This window comes from Photobacterium minamisatsumaniensis (assembly GCF_050336695.1).
Lineage (GTDB): Bacteria > Pseudomonadota > Gammaproteobacteria > Enterobacterales > Vibrionaceae > Photobacterium > Photobacterium minamisatsumaniensis.
This window is the reverse complement of record NZ_JAKJSI010000023.1, coordinates 46,448-61,538: the sequence shown is the minus strand read 5'-3', so window position 1 is coordinate 61,538 and position 15,091 is coordinate 46,448. Positions and strand designations below refer to the sequence as shown.

Genomic DNA, 15,091 nt, shown 5'->3' with positions numbered 1-15,091 from the left:
CGACCTGGATTTTAGGGATAAAGTTATGTTTAGTAGGGTATTAATTGCTAACCGTGGAGCCATTGCTTGTCGAGTAATCCGCACATTAAAAAAACTCAATATTGGAAGCGTCGCAGTCTATAGCGAAGCGGATTGTCAAAGTTTACATGTTGTCGATGCAGACCAAGCTTTTTCGTTGGGTAAAGGTGGCGCATCAGACACTTATCTAGATCAAGATAAAATCATTGCTATTGCCAAAGAATCTGGCGCTGAGGCTATTCACCCTGGTTATGGCTTTTTAAGTGAAAACCCTGAGTTTGTAGAACGTTGTGAAAATGAGGGTTTGGTTTTCTTAGGGCCGACAGCAGAGCAAATGCGAGGTTTCGGTCTAAAACACTCGGCACGTAATATTGCATTGCAAGCCCAAGTGCCTCTATTACCTGGTACTGGACTTCTTAAAGATAAGCAGCAAGCATTAGAGGAAGCGGAGAACATTGGCTATCCCGTGATGCTTAAAAGTACAGCTGGTGGCGGTGGTATTGGTATGCAGTGCTGCTTTTCTAGCGATGAGTTAGCCCTGGCGTTCGACAGTGTTAAGCGTTTAAGTGAAAATAACTTCAGCAACAGTGGTGTCTTTTTAGAAAAATTCATTGAAAAAGCACGCCATATTGAGGTGCAGATTTTTGGTGATGGCAAAGGACATGTAGTTGCACTTGGTGAGCGAGATTGTTCTGCTCAACGTCGAAACCAAAAAGTGATTGAAGAAACCCCAGCCCCAAATTTAAGTGATGAAACTCGTCAGGCACTGCAACATACCGCGGTGCGTTTAGCGCAAAAGGTGAACTATCGTAATGCTGGTACGGTGGAGTATGTTCTCGACCAACAATCACAACAGTTTTATTTCCTTGAAGTGAATACACGCTTACAGGTTGAGCACGGGGTTACCGAGGAAGTGTTTGGTGTCGATCTTGTGGAGTGGATGATTCATCAAGGTGCCGGAAATCTAAACCTACATGAGTTGGGGGCTAAGCTGGAACCCAAAGGGCATGCGATTCAAGTGCGCCTATATGCTGAGGATGCCAATAAAAATTTCCAACCATGTGCTGGTTTAATTAGTCATGTTGAATGGCCAGCGTTCGAAAACCTTCGTATTGAACATTGGATAGAAGCGGGGGTTGAGGTGTCGCCTTTCTTTGATCCTATGCTAGCGAAAGTGATTGTCTCTGCTGAAGACAGACCAACGGCGCTAATACAGCTTAAGCGGGCGTTAGATGAAAGTATTATTTATGGTATTGAGCATAATAAATCGTACTTAAGTCAATTATTAAGTAGTGAAATGGTAGAGACAGGTGAGATCCTGACTCAGTCTTTGAATCACTTTGTGTATCAACCAAATACTTTTGATGTCATCAGCGGTGGTACACAAACCACTATCCAAGATTACCCCGCTCGAACGGGCTATTGGGATATCGGCGTTCCGCCTTCAGGGCCAATGGATTCACTTAGCTTTCGTCTAGCAAACAAAATCTTAGGTAATGATGAATCCTGTGCTGGTTTAGAAATCATTGTTTCAGGGCCAGCCCTTAAATTCAATCAAGCAACGTCCATCGCACTCACAGGCGCAGAGATTCAAGCTTCTCTGGACGGGGTGACAGTCACCGCGGGAAAGAGCGTTTTAGTTAAAGCGGGTCAAACTCTCAAGCTTGGTAAAATTTCAGGTGGTGCAAGGACTTACCTAGCGGTGCAAGGTGGGATTAATTGCCCTGAATATTTAGGTAGTCGCTCAACGTTTACTCTTGGCCAGTTTGGTGGGCATGCTGGGCGAGCACTGGTGGCTGGTGATGTTTTACATATCAACTCTAGCACTCAGCGGACTGATAAAGTAGAAGGACACTCAGTTACCCAATCAAACTTTACTAATGAATGGGATATTAGGGTTATTTATGGCCCTCACGGTGCTCCAGACTTCTTTACTGATGATGATATTAAGTCATTCTTTGCGGCGCAGTGGAAGGTCCATTTTAATTCTAGTCGTACGGGGGTTCGCCTGATTGGCCCTAAACCTAATTGGGCGCGTAAAGATGGCGGTGAAGCGGGTCTGCATCCTTCGAATATCCATGATAATGCTTATGCAGTTGGTACGATCGACTTTACTGGTGACATGCCCGTAATTCTGGGGCCAGATGGTCCAAGCCTCGGTGGATTTGTTTGCCCTGCTACGATTATCAAGGCTGACCTTTGGAAAATGGGTCAATTAAAAGCGGGTGATGAAATTCGCTTTATACCTGTGTCGGTCGTTGATGCGGAGCAAGCCGAGCTAGCACAATTGGCACAAATAGAGACTGGCACCATATCAGAGCTCACGTTGTCCGCTGCTCGACTAGACTCACCAGTAATCAAAACCATCCCAGCAGAGCGCTTTGGTGAACGAGTTGTTTATCGGCCAAGTGGGGAGGACTATTTGCTGGTTGAGTATGGTCCACAGGTGTTAGACATTCGTTTACGATTCCGTGTTCATGCGCTGATGCTTAAGCTGCAACAAAAAGAGTTAAAAGGCGTTAGTGAGTTGACTCCAGGTATTCGCTCTTTACAAATTCACTATGACAACTTAACGCTGAGTCGTGAAGCGTTGCTATCTGAGTTGGAAATGTTTGAAGCTGAGCTAGACAATATTGATGAATTGACGGTTCCTGCAAGGGTCGTGCATTTGCCACTTTCTTGGGATGACGAAGCGACACGTTTAGCCATCCGCAAATATGATGAGGTGGTTCGTAAAGGTGCACCTTGGTGCCCTGATAACATTGAGTTCATTCGCCGTATCAATGGTCTTGATTCTGTTGATGACGTGAAGAAAACGGTATTTGATGCTAGCTACTTAGTGATGGGCTTAGGGGATGTATATTTAGGTGCGCCAGTCGCAACACCAATGGACCCTCGCCACCGCCTAGTAACAACTAAATACAATCCAGCACGAACGTGGACACCAGAGAACGCTGTCGGTATTGGTGGTGCATATATGTGCGTTTATGGGATGGAAGGACCTGGTGGTTATCAGTTTGTCGGTCGTACCTTACAAATGTGGAATCGCTATCGTCAAACAGAAGTGTTTAGTAAGCCGTGGTTGCTGCGATTTTTTGACCAGATTAAGTTTTATGAAGTGAGCGCTGATGAATTATTGGAGATTCGTGAGAAGCATCCGTTAGGCCACTACCCCGTTAAGATTGAAGAAACCGAATTTTCACTTGCAAGTTATCAAGTACTTCTTGATGAGCATGCTGAAGAGATCAAACAGTGTAAAACGCGTCAGCAGACCGCATTTGAACAAGAGCGTCAGCGTTGGGAAGAGTCTGGTCAAGCTCATTTCGTGGCAACCGAGATTGAGCAATCATCAGTTCAAACGGCACTAGCTGATGGACAAGAGGCTATTGAGAGTCATGTGGCTGGTAACATTTGGCAGGTGTTGGTTGAGCCTGGTCAATGGGTAAAAGAAAATGATGTCGTGATGATCTTAGAAGCGATGAAGATGGAGTTAGAGGTTGTTGCAAGTGTTTCTGGCGTGATTGATGCAATTTGCCATAACGAAGGTTCACAGGTTTATGCTGGAGAACCTTTGATTGTTGTAAATACTTGTGAAGCTTAACGATTCTAAGGAAAGAACATGACAAATCCAATGACAAAAAGCCTGTCGGAACCGATGACAATCCAACAGCTAGTAATGGCATATCGAAGTGGTAAACTCAGCGTTGCTGAGTTCCTGCATAGTAAACTCGAACAAGCACGCGGTGATACAACAAACTCTTGGCTGTCTCTTATCTCAGAGACTCAACTTGATATCTACGTAGATCGATTGATGGAACAAGATAGTGAAAAGCTTCCTCTTTTTGGAGTACCTTTTGCAATCAAAGATAATATTGATTTGGAAGGTCTGGAAACAACAGCGGGTTGTAATGCGTACCGGTATCAACCAGCACAGTCAGCGTTTGTGGTTGAGCTATTGATCAAAGCCGGTGCAATTCCTTTGGGAAAGACGAACCTTGATCAGTTTGCAACGGGATTGGTAGGCACTCGAAGCCCTTGGGGAGCAGTTAAAAACAGCTTTGACTCTGATTATATTTCAGGTGGTTCTAGCTCAGGCAGTGCGGTTACGGTTGCAACCAATCAAGTCTATTTTTCTTTGGGTACAGATACTGCTGGCTCAGGCCGTGTTCCAGCCGCGTTTAACAATCTGTACGGATTAAAACCAAGCAAAGGTTTACTCAGCTGCAGTGGAGTTGTACCTGCGTGTCGAAGTCTTGATTGCGTGACCTTTTTTGCTAAAACGGCAGACGAATTAGCATTACTTTATAGTATCGGTGTTAGCTACGACGAACGCGATTGCTTTGCTCGTAATGCTGTTGAACAAAACTTCGGAGAGCATAAGAGTTTTGCAAACCTCAGAGTGGGCATTCCTACCGAAGAGTTGCTTGAGTTTTTTGGTAATGACGAGTACCGAAAGTTATACGCTCAAGCTGTCACCCGTCTTGAATCTATGGGTGCAGAGGTTGTCCCATTTAACCTTAAGCCTTTCGTTGAAGTCGCAAACCTTCTCTATCAAGGTCCTTGGGTGGGAGAGCGATATGCCGCTATTGAAGCATTCTTCGAGAGTAATGCGGAGCAATGTTTAGAAGTGATCCAAACTATTATCGGCAGTGCTAAAGATCAGTCGGCGGTAGATACTTTTAAAGCGATCTATCAACTTCAAGAGTATAAGGTTCAGTGTGATAAGTTAATGGATGAAGTCGATGTAGTATTGACACCCACTGCAGGAACTATCTACACCATTGATGAAGTGAACGCAGATCCTGTTGCGCTCAATTCAAATCTTGGCTATTACACTAACTTTATGAATTTACTAGACTATAGTGCGATTGCTATACCTAGTGGATTCACGAATGCAGGTTTACCGTTTGGCGTTACCTTGTTTGCTCCGGCATTCCATGAGCAAATGTTGATACAACTTGCAAGCCAGTGGCAAACATTGATGGGCTTACCGTTAGGTGCAACGCAGCTCGAGCTAGATGATACAGAGAATGTTGATTTGTTGGTTTGTGGTGCTCATATGAAAGATTTGGCTTTAAACCACCAACTTAACGAGTTGGGAGCTAATTTTAAAAAGCAAACTACGACTTCAGCACATTACTCACTGTATTGCTTGGCAGGGGAGCCACCATTAAGGCCAGGTTTGGTGCGTAATAAGCAACAAGGTAAAAACATTGAAGTGGAAGTATGGCGTATCCCCAAACAAAAGCTTGGATCATTACTTGTTCAGATTCCTCATCCGTTAGGCTTAGGTACTGTTGAACTTGAATCAGGAGAGTGGATTAAAGGGTTCATCTGTGAGTCTATTGGACTTGAAGGGGCAACCGATATTACTCGGTTTGGAGGATGGCGGAATTTTTTATCTGAGACTTAAAGGCTGTTTAGTCAGATAAAGTTCAATTCAGATGGTAAATGGCGGTCTAGTGCCTCGCTCACTGGCTCGTCATTTTAATTTGTTTCGTAAACACGTTGATACATTGGGATAGTGGCAATTTTCGATGGAGCTTTAATATCTTTCGACAGCACTTGTAGGTAGGACTAAGACATACCCCAATTAGGCAACAATACTGTACGTGCCTATTCATTTATTGGCCTAAATAATAAACATATTTGGTATGTTACTTTATTACTCACCCACCATATTTCATTATAGAAGCAGGGCTTATAGTCCTGCTTTTTTTCGTTGAATGGTCATTTGACGATATGGAACGATTTCACTTTCTCAAATATGTAAGCCTTATAAATACGATAGAGAGATGATCAAATATTCATTGTTTGTGACAACAGGTCTTGGCTGTTTATTCGATGTTGAAATAAGTAAATCTAGATACAACGATTGTTTGTTTTTTATAAAGAGTACCGCGGTACGCACTTAATCTTGAGCGAATCTGCTACTTAAGAGGTAGTAATGACGGGGGCTGCGGGAAGATTAATAGGCTTGTTAACCTGAAATAAAATTACAAAATGACAATTGCGTTTAAAGTCCTATTTTATTCACGATGCGAATAAAATAGCAGTGGTGATCTGCATCACTTATCTAACTGACCTTTATTGAGTAAAAGAATCATAGTGTGATGCTCATCACTAAATATTTTTATTTCGAATATTCATTTATGTGACCGGGGTCGCCGTGATTGTCGTTGACTTATTAAGATCTAGTTTAATGTAGCTTACTTTCAATCAGCGTTTGTGATGAGTATCACGATAATTTTTTGTTTCATAATATTAGAAGGTGATTTATATCACAAAAAACCCGTCATCAGTTCGGTTTAAAAATTCTGTGTTAGATTAATTGGGTACTAAGCAATCGACGGTTTTGGCGAACCGTTACCTATAACAGAACTTATAACTAAACATCAGACGGGGAATCGACATGATATCACCAGATGCAAAGATCAAGATACAAAATTTTGGGCGCTTTCTATCTAATATGGTGATGCCTAATATTGGCGCGTTTATCGCGTGGGGCTTCATTACTGCACTTTTCATTCCAACGGGTTGGTTCCCTAATGAAGGACTAGCGAAGTTGGTCGGTCCAATGATCACCTACTTATTACCACTGCTGATTGGTTACACTGGCGGTAAATTAGTGGGTGGTGAGCGTGGTGCCGTAGTCGGTGCAATTACCACTATCGGTGTGATTGTCGGTACTGACATCCCGATGTTCATGGGTGCCATGATGGTGGGTCCTTTAGGCGGCTGGGCAATCAAGAAGTTTGACAGCTGGGTCGACGGTAAAGTGAAGAGTGGCTTTGAGATGTTGGTGAACAACTTCTCTGCTGGCATCGTAGGTATGCTGTGTGCCATTTTAGCTTTCTACATGATTGGCCCATTTGTGAAGGTCTTGTCATCAGGATTAGCTGGTGGGGTAAACGTACTGGTTAACGCAGGGCTGCTTCCTCTTACATCTATTTTTGTTGAGCCTGCGAAAATTCTTTTCCTCAACAATGCGATTAACCACGGTATCTTCTCTCCACTGGGAATTCAGCAGGCAAACGAAGTTGGCCAATCTATTTTCTTCTTGATTGAAGCTAACCCTGGTCCGGGTTTAGGTATTCTGCTTGCTTACATGGTGTTTGGCCGTGGTACGGCTAAACAAACGGCGGGTGGTGCGTCAATCATTCACTTCTTCGGTGGTATTCACGAAATTTACTTCCCGTACATTCTTATGAACCCACGTCTAATCCTTGCTGTTATTGCTGGTGGTATGACAGGTGTGTTCACCTTAACTGTTTTTAATGCTGGTATTGTATCACCAGCATCTCCGGGCTCTATCTTTGCCATCTTGCTGATGACCCCTAAAGCGTCATTTATTGGTGTGATTCTCTCTGTTATCACCTCAACAGCAGTATCGTTCAGTGTGGCAGCACTGTTGATGAAAACGCAGAAAGTAACAGATGAAGAAGGTGATGATCTTGCTGGTGCAACCAGTAAAATGAAAGGCATGAAAGCCTCTTCAAAAAGTGCAAACTCTCCGATTATTGCAGAGTCAGGCTTCAACCTAGCAAACATCAAAAACATCATTGTTGCCTGCGATGCCGGTATGGGTTCAAGCGCAATGGGAGCAAGCCTACTACGTAAAAAAGTTCAAGAAGCTGGTCTTAATATCAACGTCACTAACTGTGCCATTAACAGCTTGCCGCAAGAGGTAGATATCGTGATTACTCATAAAGATTTAACCGAGCGTGCACGTAAGCATGCAGCCAATGCCAAACACCTTTCGCTAACAAACTTCCTTGATAGCCAAGTGTATAACGATCTCGTCACCAGCATTGTGGCGGCAGGCAGCCCGAAGGCAGCCAATGATGAAACGATGGTAAAGGTTTCTCCAGTTGCAGCGAACGAAGATAGCTTTGAGCCACAAGCACCGCAGGTTTTTCAAATTCAAGCCGAGAATATCCACTTAGGCCTGAAAGCAAACAGCAAAGAAGAGGCTATCCGTTATGCGGGTGAGCAACTAGTGAAGTTGGGCTATGCAGAAGCCGAGTATGTAGATGCGATGTTTGAGCGTGAAAAAATGGTTTCAACATACTTAGGTGAGTCAATTGCGGTCCCACACGGTACGGTTGAAGCAAAAGATAAAGTCATGAAAACCGGCATCATTATTTGCCAGTACCAAGAGGGTGTGCAATTTTCCGATGATGAAGATGACGTTGCGAAGTTAGTTATCGGTATTGCAGCCAAGAACGATGAACATATTCAGGTAATTACTACTATCACGAATGCACTTGATGATCCGGATGCGATTGAGCGTTTGACCACGACGACTGATGTCGCTGAAGTGCTAGAGATTCTAGCCGGTGAAAAAGCCGCTTAATTTATCCAATCATTAAGACATACCGAGGCCGGTGTTCCCCCTCCGGCCTCGACTCCAAATTTAAGGTAGAAATTATTATGAAAGCAGTACATTTTGGTGCAGGAAATATCGGTCGTGGTTTTATTGGTAAATTACTAGCAGATGCGAACATTGCCGTGACATTTGCCGATGTAGATAAGCCATTGGTTGATCAGCTAAGCCATGATCAGTCATACAAAGTAAAAGTTGTTGGTAGTGAGTGTAAAATTGATACCGTAACGCATGTCACTGCGGTTAATTCTGCTAGCCAAGACGTTATCGATCAGATTATCCATACCGATATGGTGACGACTGCGGTAGGTCCAAACGTGTTGGATATTATTGCAAAAACTATCGCAACGGGCCTTACCCACCGCTTTGAAGCAGATAACAATAACCCATTGAATATCATTGCTTGTGAAAACATGGTGCGTGGCACGACTCATCTTAAAGAAGAGGTTTACAAGCACCTGAACAGTATCTACCACTCTCAGGCTGATGAGCTCGTTGGCTTTGTTGATTCGGCTGTTGACCGTATCGTACCACCGTCAGAAGCTGCCAATGATGATCCACTTGAAGTGACCGTTGAAAGTTTCAGCGAGTGGATTGTTGATAAGCAGCAGTTCAAAGGTGATATTCCTGCTATCGAAGGCATGGAAACGACAGATAACCTTATGGCTTTTGTGGAGCGTAAGCTGTTTACTCTGAATACTGGCCACATTGTAACGGCGTATCTTGGCGCGCTAAAAGGTCATGAGACAATCCGTGACGCGATTGAAGATGAAGAAGTGCGTGAGCAAGTAAAAGCAGCAATGCAGGAAAGCGGTGAAGTACTGATCCGCCGTTACGGTTTCGATCGTGACACGCACAATGCTTATATTGAGAAGATCCTTGGCCGTTTTGCTAATCCATATCTGCGTGATGAAATTGACCGTGTAGGTCGTCAGCCTATTCGTAAATTAGGGGCGAATGATCGTCTAACGAAGCCTTTGCTTGGTACGATGGAATATGGTGTTGAAAATGGCACTCTGCTTAAAGGTATCGCGGCAGCATGTAAATACACTAACGATTCTGATCCACAAGCCATTGAGCTTCAGGCTTCACTGAAAGGGATTGGCCTGCGCTCTACATTGGCGAAGTACACTGGTCTTGATGCTGAGAGCGAAGAGGCTAAGCGCATCGAAGCTATATATCAGTCGCTATAAGTAATACTAAAAGAGAGGGGCTGTGGCTCCTTTCTTTTTTGGTATTCATTAAACAAACTTCAAGTAGGGAACGCAGTAAGATAATGAGACAGGTGAAGAATAAATTCAGTGTTGGTGATATGGTCATCGTCAATCGCGGGATGATTGACCCTGATTTCGGCCAAGAAATATCAGGATGGGTTGGTACTGTAGAGAGCCTTCGTTATCTCGACCATACCGGTTTCATGTACAAAGTACGCTGGAGTCTTGAAACACTTAGAGAAAGCAGTGTTTTGCGAGTGTCATGTGATGAATTGGGGCTAGATTTTGAGACTATGCAACTGTTAGACCCTGATATTTCACTTTATTCATCAGCCCGTGCGAAACAATTTTTGAATAACTACGTGCCTTTAAAGATGACGCCATACGAAATAGCGCATACTTATGGGGCTTATTGTTAACATCATATAGTGGTAAATATTGCGGCTAAAAACGATACTGTGAGATAGACATTTGTGCGAATTGCCTTGATTTGATAGAGGTATATGTACACCGTAGATTGGTTTTTAAGAAAGACGAATGATGGGATGATTTATGCTTTCACCAGCAACGAAAATTAAGATACACAGTTTTGGCCGTTTTCTTACCAATATGGTGCTCCCTAATATTGGTGCATTTATCGCTTGGGGCTTTTTAACTGCGATATTTATTCCTACAGGCTGGTTCCCCAATGAGAGTTTGGCTCAGCTAGTTGAGCCGATGATCATTTACCTATTACCATTACTGATTGGTTATTCCGGCGGTAAACTAACAGGTGGCGAACGAGGTGCCGTCGTTGGTGCTGTCACCACGATGGGGGCGATTGTTGGTACTGATATCCCGATGTTCATGGGGGCAATGATCCTTGGCCCGATGGGAGGCTGGATAATCAGGCGCTTCGATGAAGCTGTAGAAGGTAAGGTAAAATCGGGTTTCGAGATGCTGGTGAACAACTTCTCGTCCGGTATTATTGGTATGATCTGTTCGATCATTGCTTTCTTCATGATAGGACCTGCCGTCAAAATCCTGTCTGTTTCGTTGACTGCGGGTGTAAACGTCATGATTGATATAGGTTTACTGCCCTTAACATCAATTTTTGTCGAACCTGCTAAAGTACTGTTCCTCAACAACGCGATTAATCACGGCATATTTTCACCGCTAGGGATCCAGCAGGTGAGAGAAGCCGGTGAATCAATGTTCTTTCTGATAGAGGCTAATCCAGGCCCTGGGCTGGGAATTTTGCTTGCTTATATGGTCTTTGGGCAGGGGATGACTCGACAGACTGCTGGGGGAGCTTCCATTATCCACTTTTTTGGTGGTATACATGAAATATACTTCCCTTACATATTGATGAAACCAAGGCTGATTCTTGCGGCAATTGCTGGTGGAATGACAGGTACGTTTGTGTTGGCTTTCTTTGATGCAGGAATGGTATCTCCAGCCTCTCCAGGCTCGATTTTCTCTATTCTGCTACTAACACCCAAATCTTCATTAATAGGGGTGGTGTTATCCATTGTTTCTGCTGCTGTAGTTTCCTTTGTCATTGCAGGTATTTTATTGAAAACAGAAAAAGTTTTTGATGAAAAGATGAAAAATACAGCGGATACGGCTTCTTAATGGATTTTAAGGTAGTTTTGATACCTGAGCCCCAGATGATACAATCGCTAGATATAACATCAGCTTAAGGAGGCTAAGCGCTATCCTTTTGTTACAGAGATACTTAATTTATGGCACATCGCGACCAAGAGTCTGACATTTTAGAGCGTCTCAATGATGCCCCAACCGTTCGAGGGTTTGTCATCACTTCAGTGGAAGTGTTTGATCAGGCGGTTGAAAATTTAATTCAGCGGATTTTTCGCAAAGATGATTTTGCCGTAAAGTCTGTTGTTGAACCGTTATTGGGTAATGCTGGCCCATTGGGTGAGTTGTCCGTTAGGTTGAAGCTACTGTTAGGGCTAGGCGTCGTTCCTCATTCGGTATATCAAGATATTGAAGCATTTCTAACATTACGTGATTTCCTAAATAATGATGGTAGTGAGTATGGGTTTACCGATCCAGCGATTCTTGACCCTATTAAAAAGTTGCATGTAATGAGCCAAATGGGTGTTGTACAACTTGAGATCGCTCCGCCATCTGATGAGGCCGATCTTATGTTTTACAAGATGCAACTGGCACGACAAGAGCAGGTAATCAAATCGGCACTGGCATTGGCTGTTTCAAGTATTTGTGCTGAGCTTGATAAGGAAAGTCCATTCTAGCTTTGTAGGGTAAGTGGCACCCCATCACAGAGTTAATCAAGCCTCAAATTTGATCATTGATAAAAGCAATCGTCTTCGGATGATTGCTTTTTTTCGTTTAGGGGTAGAAGCTTAAATGAAATAGATATGCCTAAGTAATCTAGGTATAAGTAACTTGGGTATAAGTAACTTGGTTATAAATAACTTAGGAATAAAAGCGACAAATGGATGTGTCGATGCGAAATCGAAATAAATTAAATAGATGGCGAGGGGCACTAGCAGCCCTTGCTATGAGTGCCAGTGGTATTGTTACTCCGGTTTTTTCCGCGCCAGTGGGCTGGGAAGAGGCGGGTAAACCATGGCTAAGCCAGAGTACTCCACATTTCACCATTCACTACGAGAAGGGGCATCAAGAAGTTGCCGAGCGAGCATTAGATATTGCTGAGCAGGTGCATCGTGATTTACGCCCATTCTTTAGTAGCCTTCCTAGCAATAAAACCGAAATTGTCTTGGTTGATGATTTCGACTTCTCCAATGGTTGGGCAACCCCGTTGCCGTTCGCTCAAATTCGCCTTTATATGAGCCCACCAGAAGAGGGCAGCGATCTAGCATTTAGTGATGAGTGGCTGCATATGTTGATCCGCCATGAATATGTGCATATCGCTCATATGGAGTTGGCAACTGGTGCGCCATCGGCGCTGCAAAAAGTATTTGGTCGTCAGGGATTTTTGTTCCCACATGCACTGACTCCCTCAATGCTGATCGAGGGATTAGCGGTTTACCTTGAAGGAAATCCGACTGACACCAAAACAGATCGAGGTTATGGACGACTGCAAAGTACTAACTATGCGATGAAAATGCGGATGGAAGTCGCTAGCGGTGATTTAAAACCCTTAAACCAAGTTGTGGTGGCAGATAGGGAATGGCCATTAGGTTACCAATATCTATACGGTGCTTATTTTGTGCAGTATTTGGCTCAGACCTACGGCGAAGAGAAGGTCAGCGAGTTCCTCGATAACTACAGCAGTCGTTTGATCCCGTATTTTTTACTCAATCGCACCGCGAGACAGACGTTTGGCAAAGACTTTAATGCGCTATGGCAAGACTTTACTCGTGAGCTAGAGTCATCGCTGGCTGATGAATTACAGCAGGCAAATATTGACTATGCTGGTGGCGAGTTACTTGATGAGTCAGAGCCACTACCTTATCTGCAAGTGATGGCGACTAGCCAAGATGGTTTACTGGTTAATCGAAATACAGGTGAAGATAGACCCGAGGTTGTGCGTTGGCAGCCGCAATCGTTAAGTTGGCAAACACTTTCTGCGAGTAAAAATATCACTTCCTTGGATAGCCACCCTAACAGTGGAATTGCCGCTACTCGCCAAATAAGTCGAGCTGACGGCCGGGTATTTAATGATATTTACCTCTACCAAGAGGGCAGGTGGCAAGCGATAACCGAGAGAGAAAGGTTTAAGAAAATAATCTGGTTTCCCGATGGTAAGTACCTACTTGCTATGAGAAAAGTATCAGGCGTGAGTGAGCTCTGGCAAATTGACGCAACGAATCCAAAGGCAAGAACCTTACTATGGCAAGCTGGAAAAGGTGAGATTTTAGGGAGTTTTGATATCTCAAACGATGGGCAACAAGTTGTTGTCGCTATGCAGCGTAAGCAGCAGGGCTGGAACCTAGAACAACTGGATATCACAACAAAGCAGTGGCTGCCCATTACCAACACCCGAGCCCATGAATCATCGCCGAGTTATTTGCCGGATGGCCGGATCATTTTTAGCGCAGATTATGATGGTGTTTTTGATGTGTATGCACTGAATGTAGGCCGCGGAGAGATTGAACGTTGGACGCGAGAAATTGGTGGTGCATTGAAACCGATTTGGCAGCCAGAGTTAGGTTTGGTGTACCAAAGTTATGGCTCGCAGGGCTATGACGTGAAGACGATGGACAAGCCGATAGTACTTGCTACTTTTCCAGTCAGCCAGCATAACGGGCAATATGATTATCCTGATGTAGTGCAGCAAGCTGCTGATAAGACTCAGCCGGAACCTTATCAAGCTTGGAATACCGTGAGACCACATAATTGGCTACCACTGATCTATGTTGATGATGTCAGGACACAATTAGGCGCATTCACCTTTGGCGCAGATGCTCTTGGGCGTAATAACTATACGTTGTCAGCACTTTGGGATGTAGAAAATGATGTTGGTGATTTTACTGCAATATATCAATACGATAATCGCTGGCTAGCAATACTGAATAGTAGCCATAGCTACACCAAGTTATCTCTGGGTGAGCAAAGTGGTTACCGTATTACTCGTGATGATTACTTTGTGTTACAGCGTAACCATATATTAAATGGTTTTGAAGATCAGCTGAGCCTTCATACCGGCGCATATATTGATAGGGAGTCATTAGTTTCCCAGCCGAGCTTTGCTTCGGTTTATCCATATCGGGATCTTAATGAATCTTTAGTTGGTTTGGCGGTAACGTTTGATAACCGAGAAAATTACCTGAATGTACCCGGTGTAGGCTGGGGGCATTATCTTGATGTGGTAGCAGAAACCAATGAGGTGATCAGCAGTGATTATGAAGGCCAAAAGTATCAGGCACAGTGGAATGGAACTTGGGATCTTCCGGGCAGAACAACGCTTACCGCAAGGCTAGCTGGTGGTTATGCTGATGAAGACGCTCAACGCTTTGGTATTGGTGGTACTGATTTGGCTGAGGAAAGGCGCTTATTTGGTCGTGATAGCCAAGGAATACGTGGTTATGATGATAACGCCCAACGTGGTGAACGATATTTCACCCAGCGCCTTTCACTGACCACTTGGTTGGCACGAGTAGAGCGAAATTGGTCACTTTATCCTATTGGTTTGGGTGATATTTCTGGAACAGCATTTGTTGACTCAGGTGCTGCATGGGATAGCGGTGAATCCCTTGAACAGTTAACAGGTGCAGGCGTCGAGCTTACTCTGGAAGCCAAACTAGGGTATGGGCTACGATTTCCTGTCACTATGGGGTATGCCTATGGCTTTGATGATGAGCTAGGCAAAGATCAATTCTATTTTAGAGTCTCTAGTTTATTTTAATTATTGCTATATCAATACTATAGACAAGAAAAGGCCAGCGACTGCTCAATGCCGATCGGTTAAGCAAAAAAGTGAATAGTTAGTCGTTATTCTAAGTGCTTTCAAAACAGAAGAACCCAGTAATCACTGGGTTCTTTC

Annotated in this window: 7 protein-coding genes and 1 pseudogene; all 8 read left to right on the top strand. The window is 43.9% G+C overall.

Annotation, left to right across the window (positions count from 1 at the left end):
- The first annotated feature begins 25 nt into the window (after positions 1-25).
- Entirely contained in the window at positions 26-3,619 is a 3,594-nt protein-coding gene (uca, locus tag L4D78_RS12910) for an urea carboxylase (protein WP_428467301.1), read from the top strand.
- 18 nt (positions 3,620-3,637) lie between these two features.
- Complete coding sequence (gene atzF / locus L4D78_RS12905; RefSeq protein WP_428467300.1) at positions 3,638-5,431, top strand: allophanate hydrolase; 1,794 nt, start codon at positions 3,638-3,640, stop codon at positions 5,429-5,431.
- A 999-nt stretch (positions 5,432-6,430) separates the two neighbouring features.
- Positions 6,431-8,374, top strand: a complete 1,944-nt coding sequence (locus L4D78_RS12900; RefSeq protein WP_428467299.1) for a PTS mannitol transporter subunit IICBA — start codon at positions 6,431-6,433, stop codon at positions 8,372-8,374.
- 77 nt (positions 8,375-8,451) lie between these two features.
- Positions 8,452-9,597, top strand: a complete 1,146-nt coding sequence (locus L4D78_RS12895) for a mannitol-1-phosphate 5-dehydrogenase (protein WP_428467298.1) — start codon at positions 8,452-8,454, stop codon at positions 9,595-9,597.
- Between the two features lie 83 nt (positions 9,598-9,680).
- On the top strand, positions 9,681-10,037 hold the full coding sequence (locus L4D78_RS12890) for a hypothetical protein (protein ID WP_428467297.1): 357 nt from the start codon (positions 9,681-9,683) through the stop codon (positions 10,035-10,037).
- Between the two features lie 133 nt (positions 10,038-10,170).
- Positions 10,171-11,199: pseudogene (locus L4D78_RS12885) on the top strand (PTS mannitol transporter subunit IICBA); the annotation flags it as partial.
- A 143-nt stretch (positions 11,200-11,342) separates the two neighbouring features.
- Positions 11,343-11,873: an MltR family transcriptional regulator gene (locus L4D78_RS12880; protein WP_428467296.1), complete on the top strand. Its 531-nt coding sequence runs from the start codon at positions 11,343-11,345 to the stop codon at positions 11,871-11,873.
- Between the two features lie 215 nt (positions 11,874-12,088).
- Positions 12,089-14,953 carry a TolB family protein gene (locus L4D78_RS12875; RefSeq protein ID WP_428467295.1) on the top strand — a complete coding sequence of 955 codons (2,865 nt, stop codon included), beginning with the start codon at positions 12,089-12,091 and terminating at the stop codon, positions 14,951-14,953.
- The last annotated feature ends 138 nt before the right edge of the window (positions 14,954-15,091 follow it).

Bases quoted from the DNA above. Each gene is read 5' to 3' on its own strand.
- uca (WP_428467301.1), top strand. From the start codon at position 26: ATGTTTAGTAGGGTATTAATTGCTAACCGTGGAGCCATTGCTTGTCGA.
- atzF (WP_428467300.1), top strand. From the start codon at position 3,638: ATGACAAATCCAATGACAAAAAGCCTGTCGGAACCGATGACAATCCAA.
- L4D78_RS12900 (WP_428467299.1), top strand. From the start codon at position 6,431: ATGATATCACCAGATGCAAAGATCAAGATACAAAATTTTGGGCGCTTT.
- L4D78_RS12895 (WP_428467298.1), top strand. From the start codon at position 8,452: ATGAAAGCAGTACATTTTGGTGCAGGAAATATCGGTCGTGGTTTTATT.
- L4D78_RS12890 (WP_428467297.1), top strand. From the start codon at position 9,681: ATGAGACAGGTGAAGAATAAATTCAGTGTTGGTGATATGGTCATCGTC.
- L4D78_RS12880 (WP_428467296.1), top strand. From the start codon at position 11,343: ATGGCACATCGCGACCAAGAGTCTGACATTTTAGAGCGTCTCAATGAT.
- L4D78_RS12875 (WP_428467295.1), top strand. From the start codon at position 12,089: ATGCGAAATCGAAATAAATTAAATAGATGGCGAGGGGCACTAGCAGCC.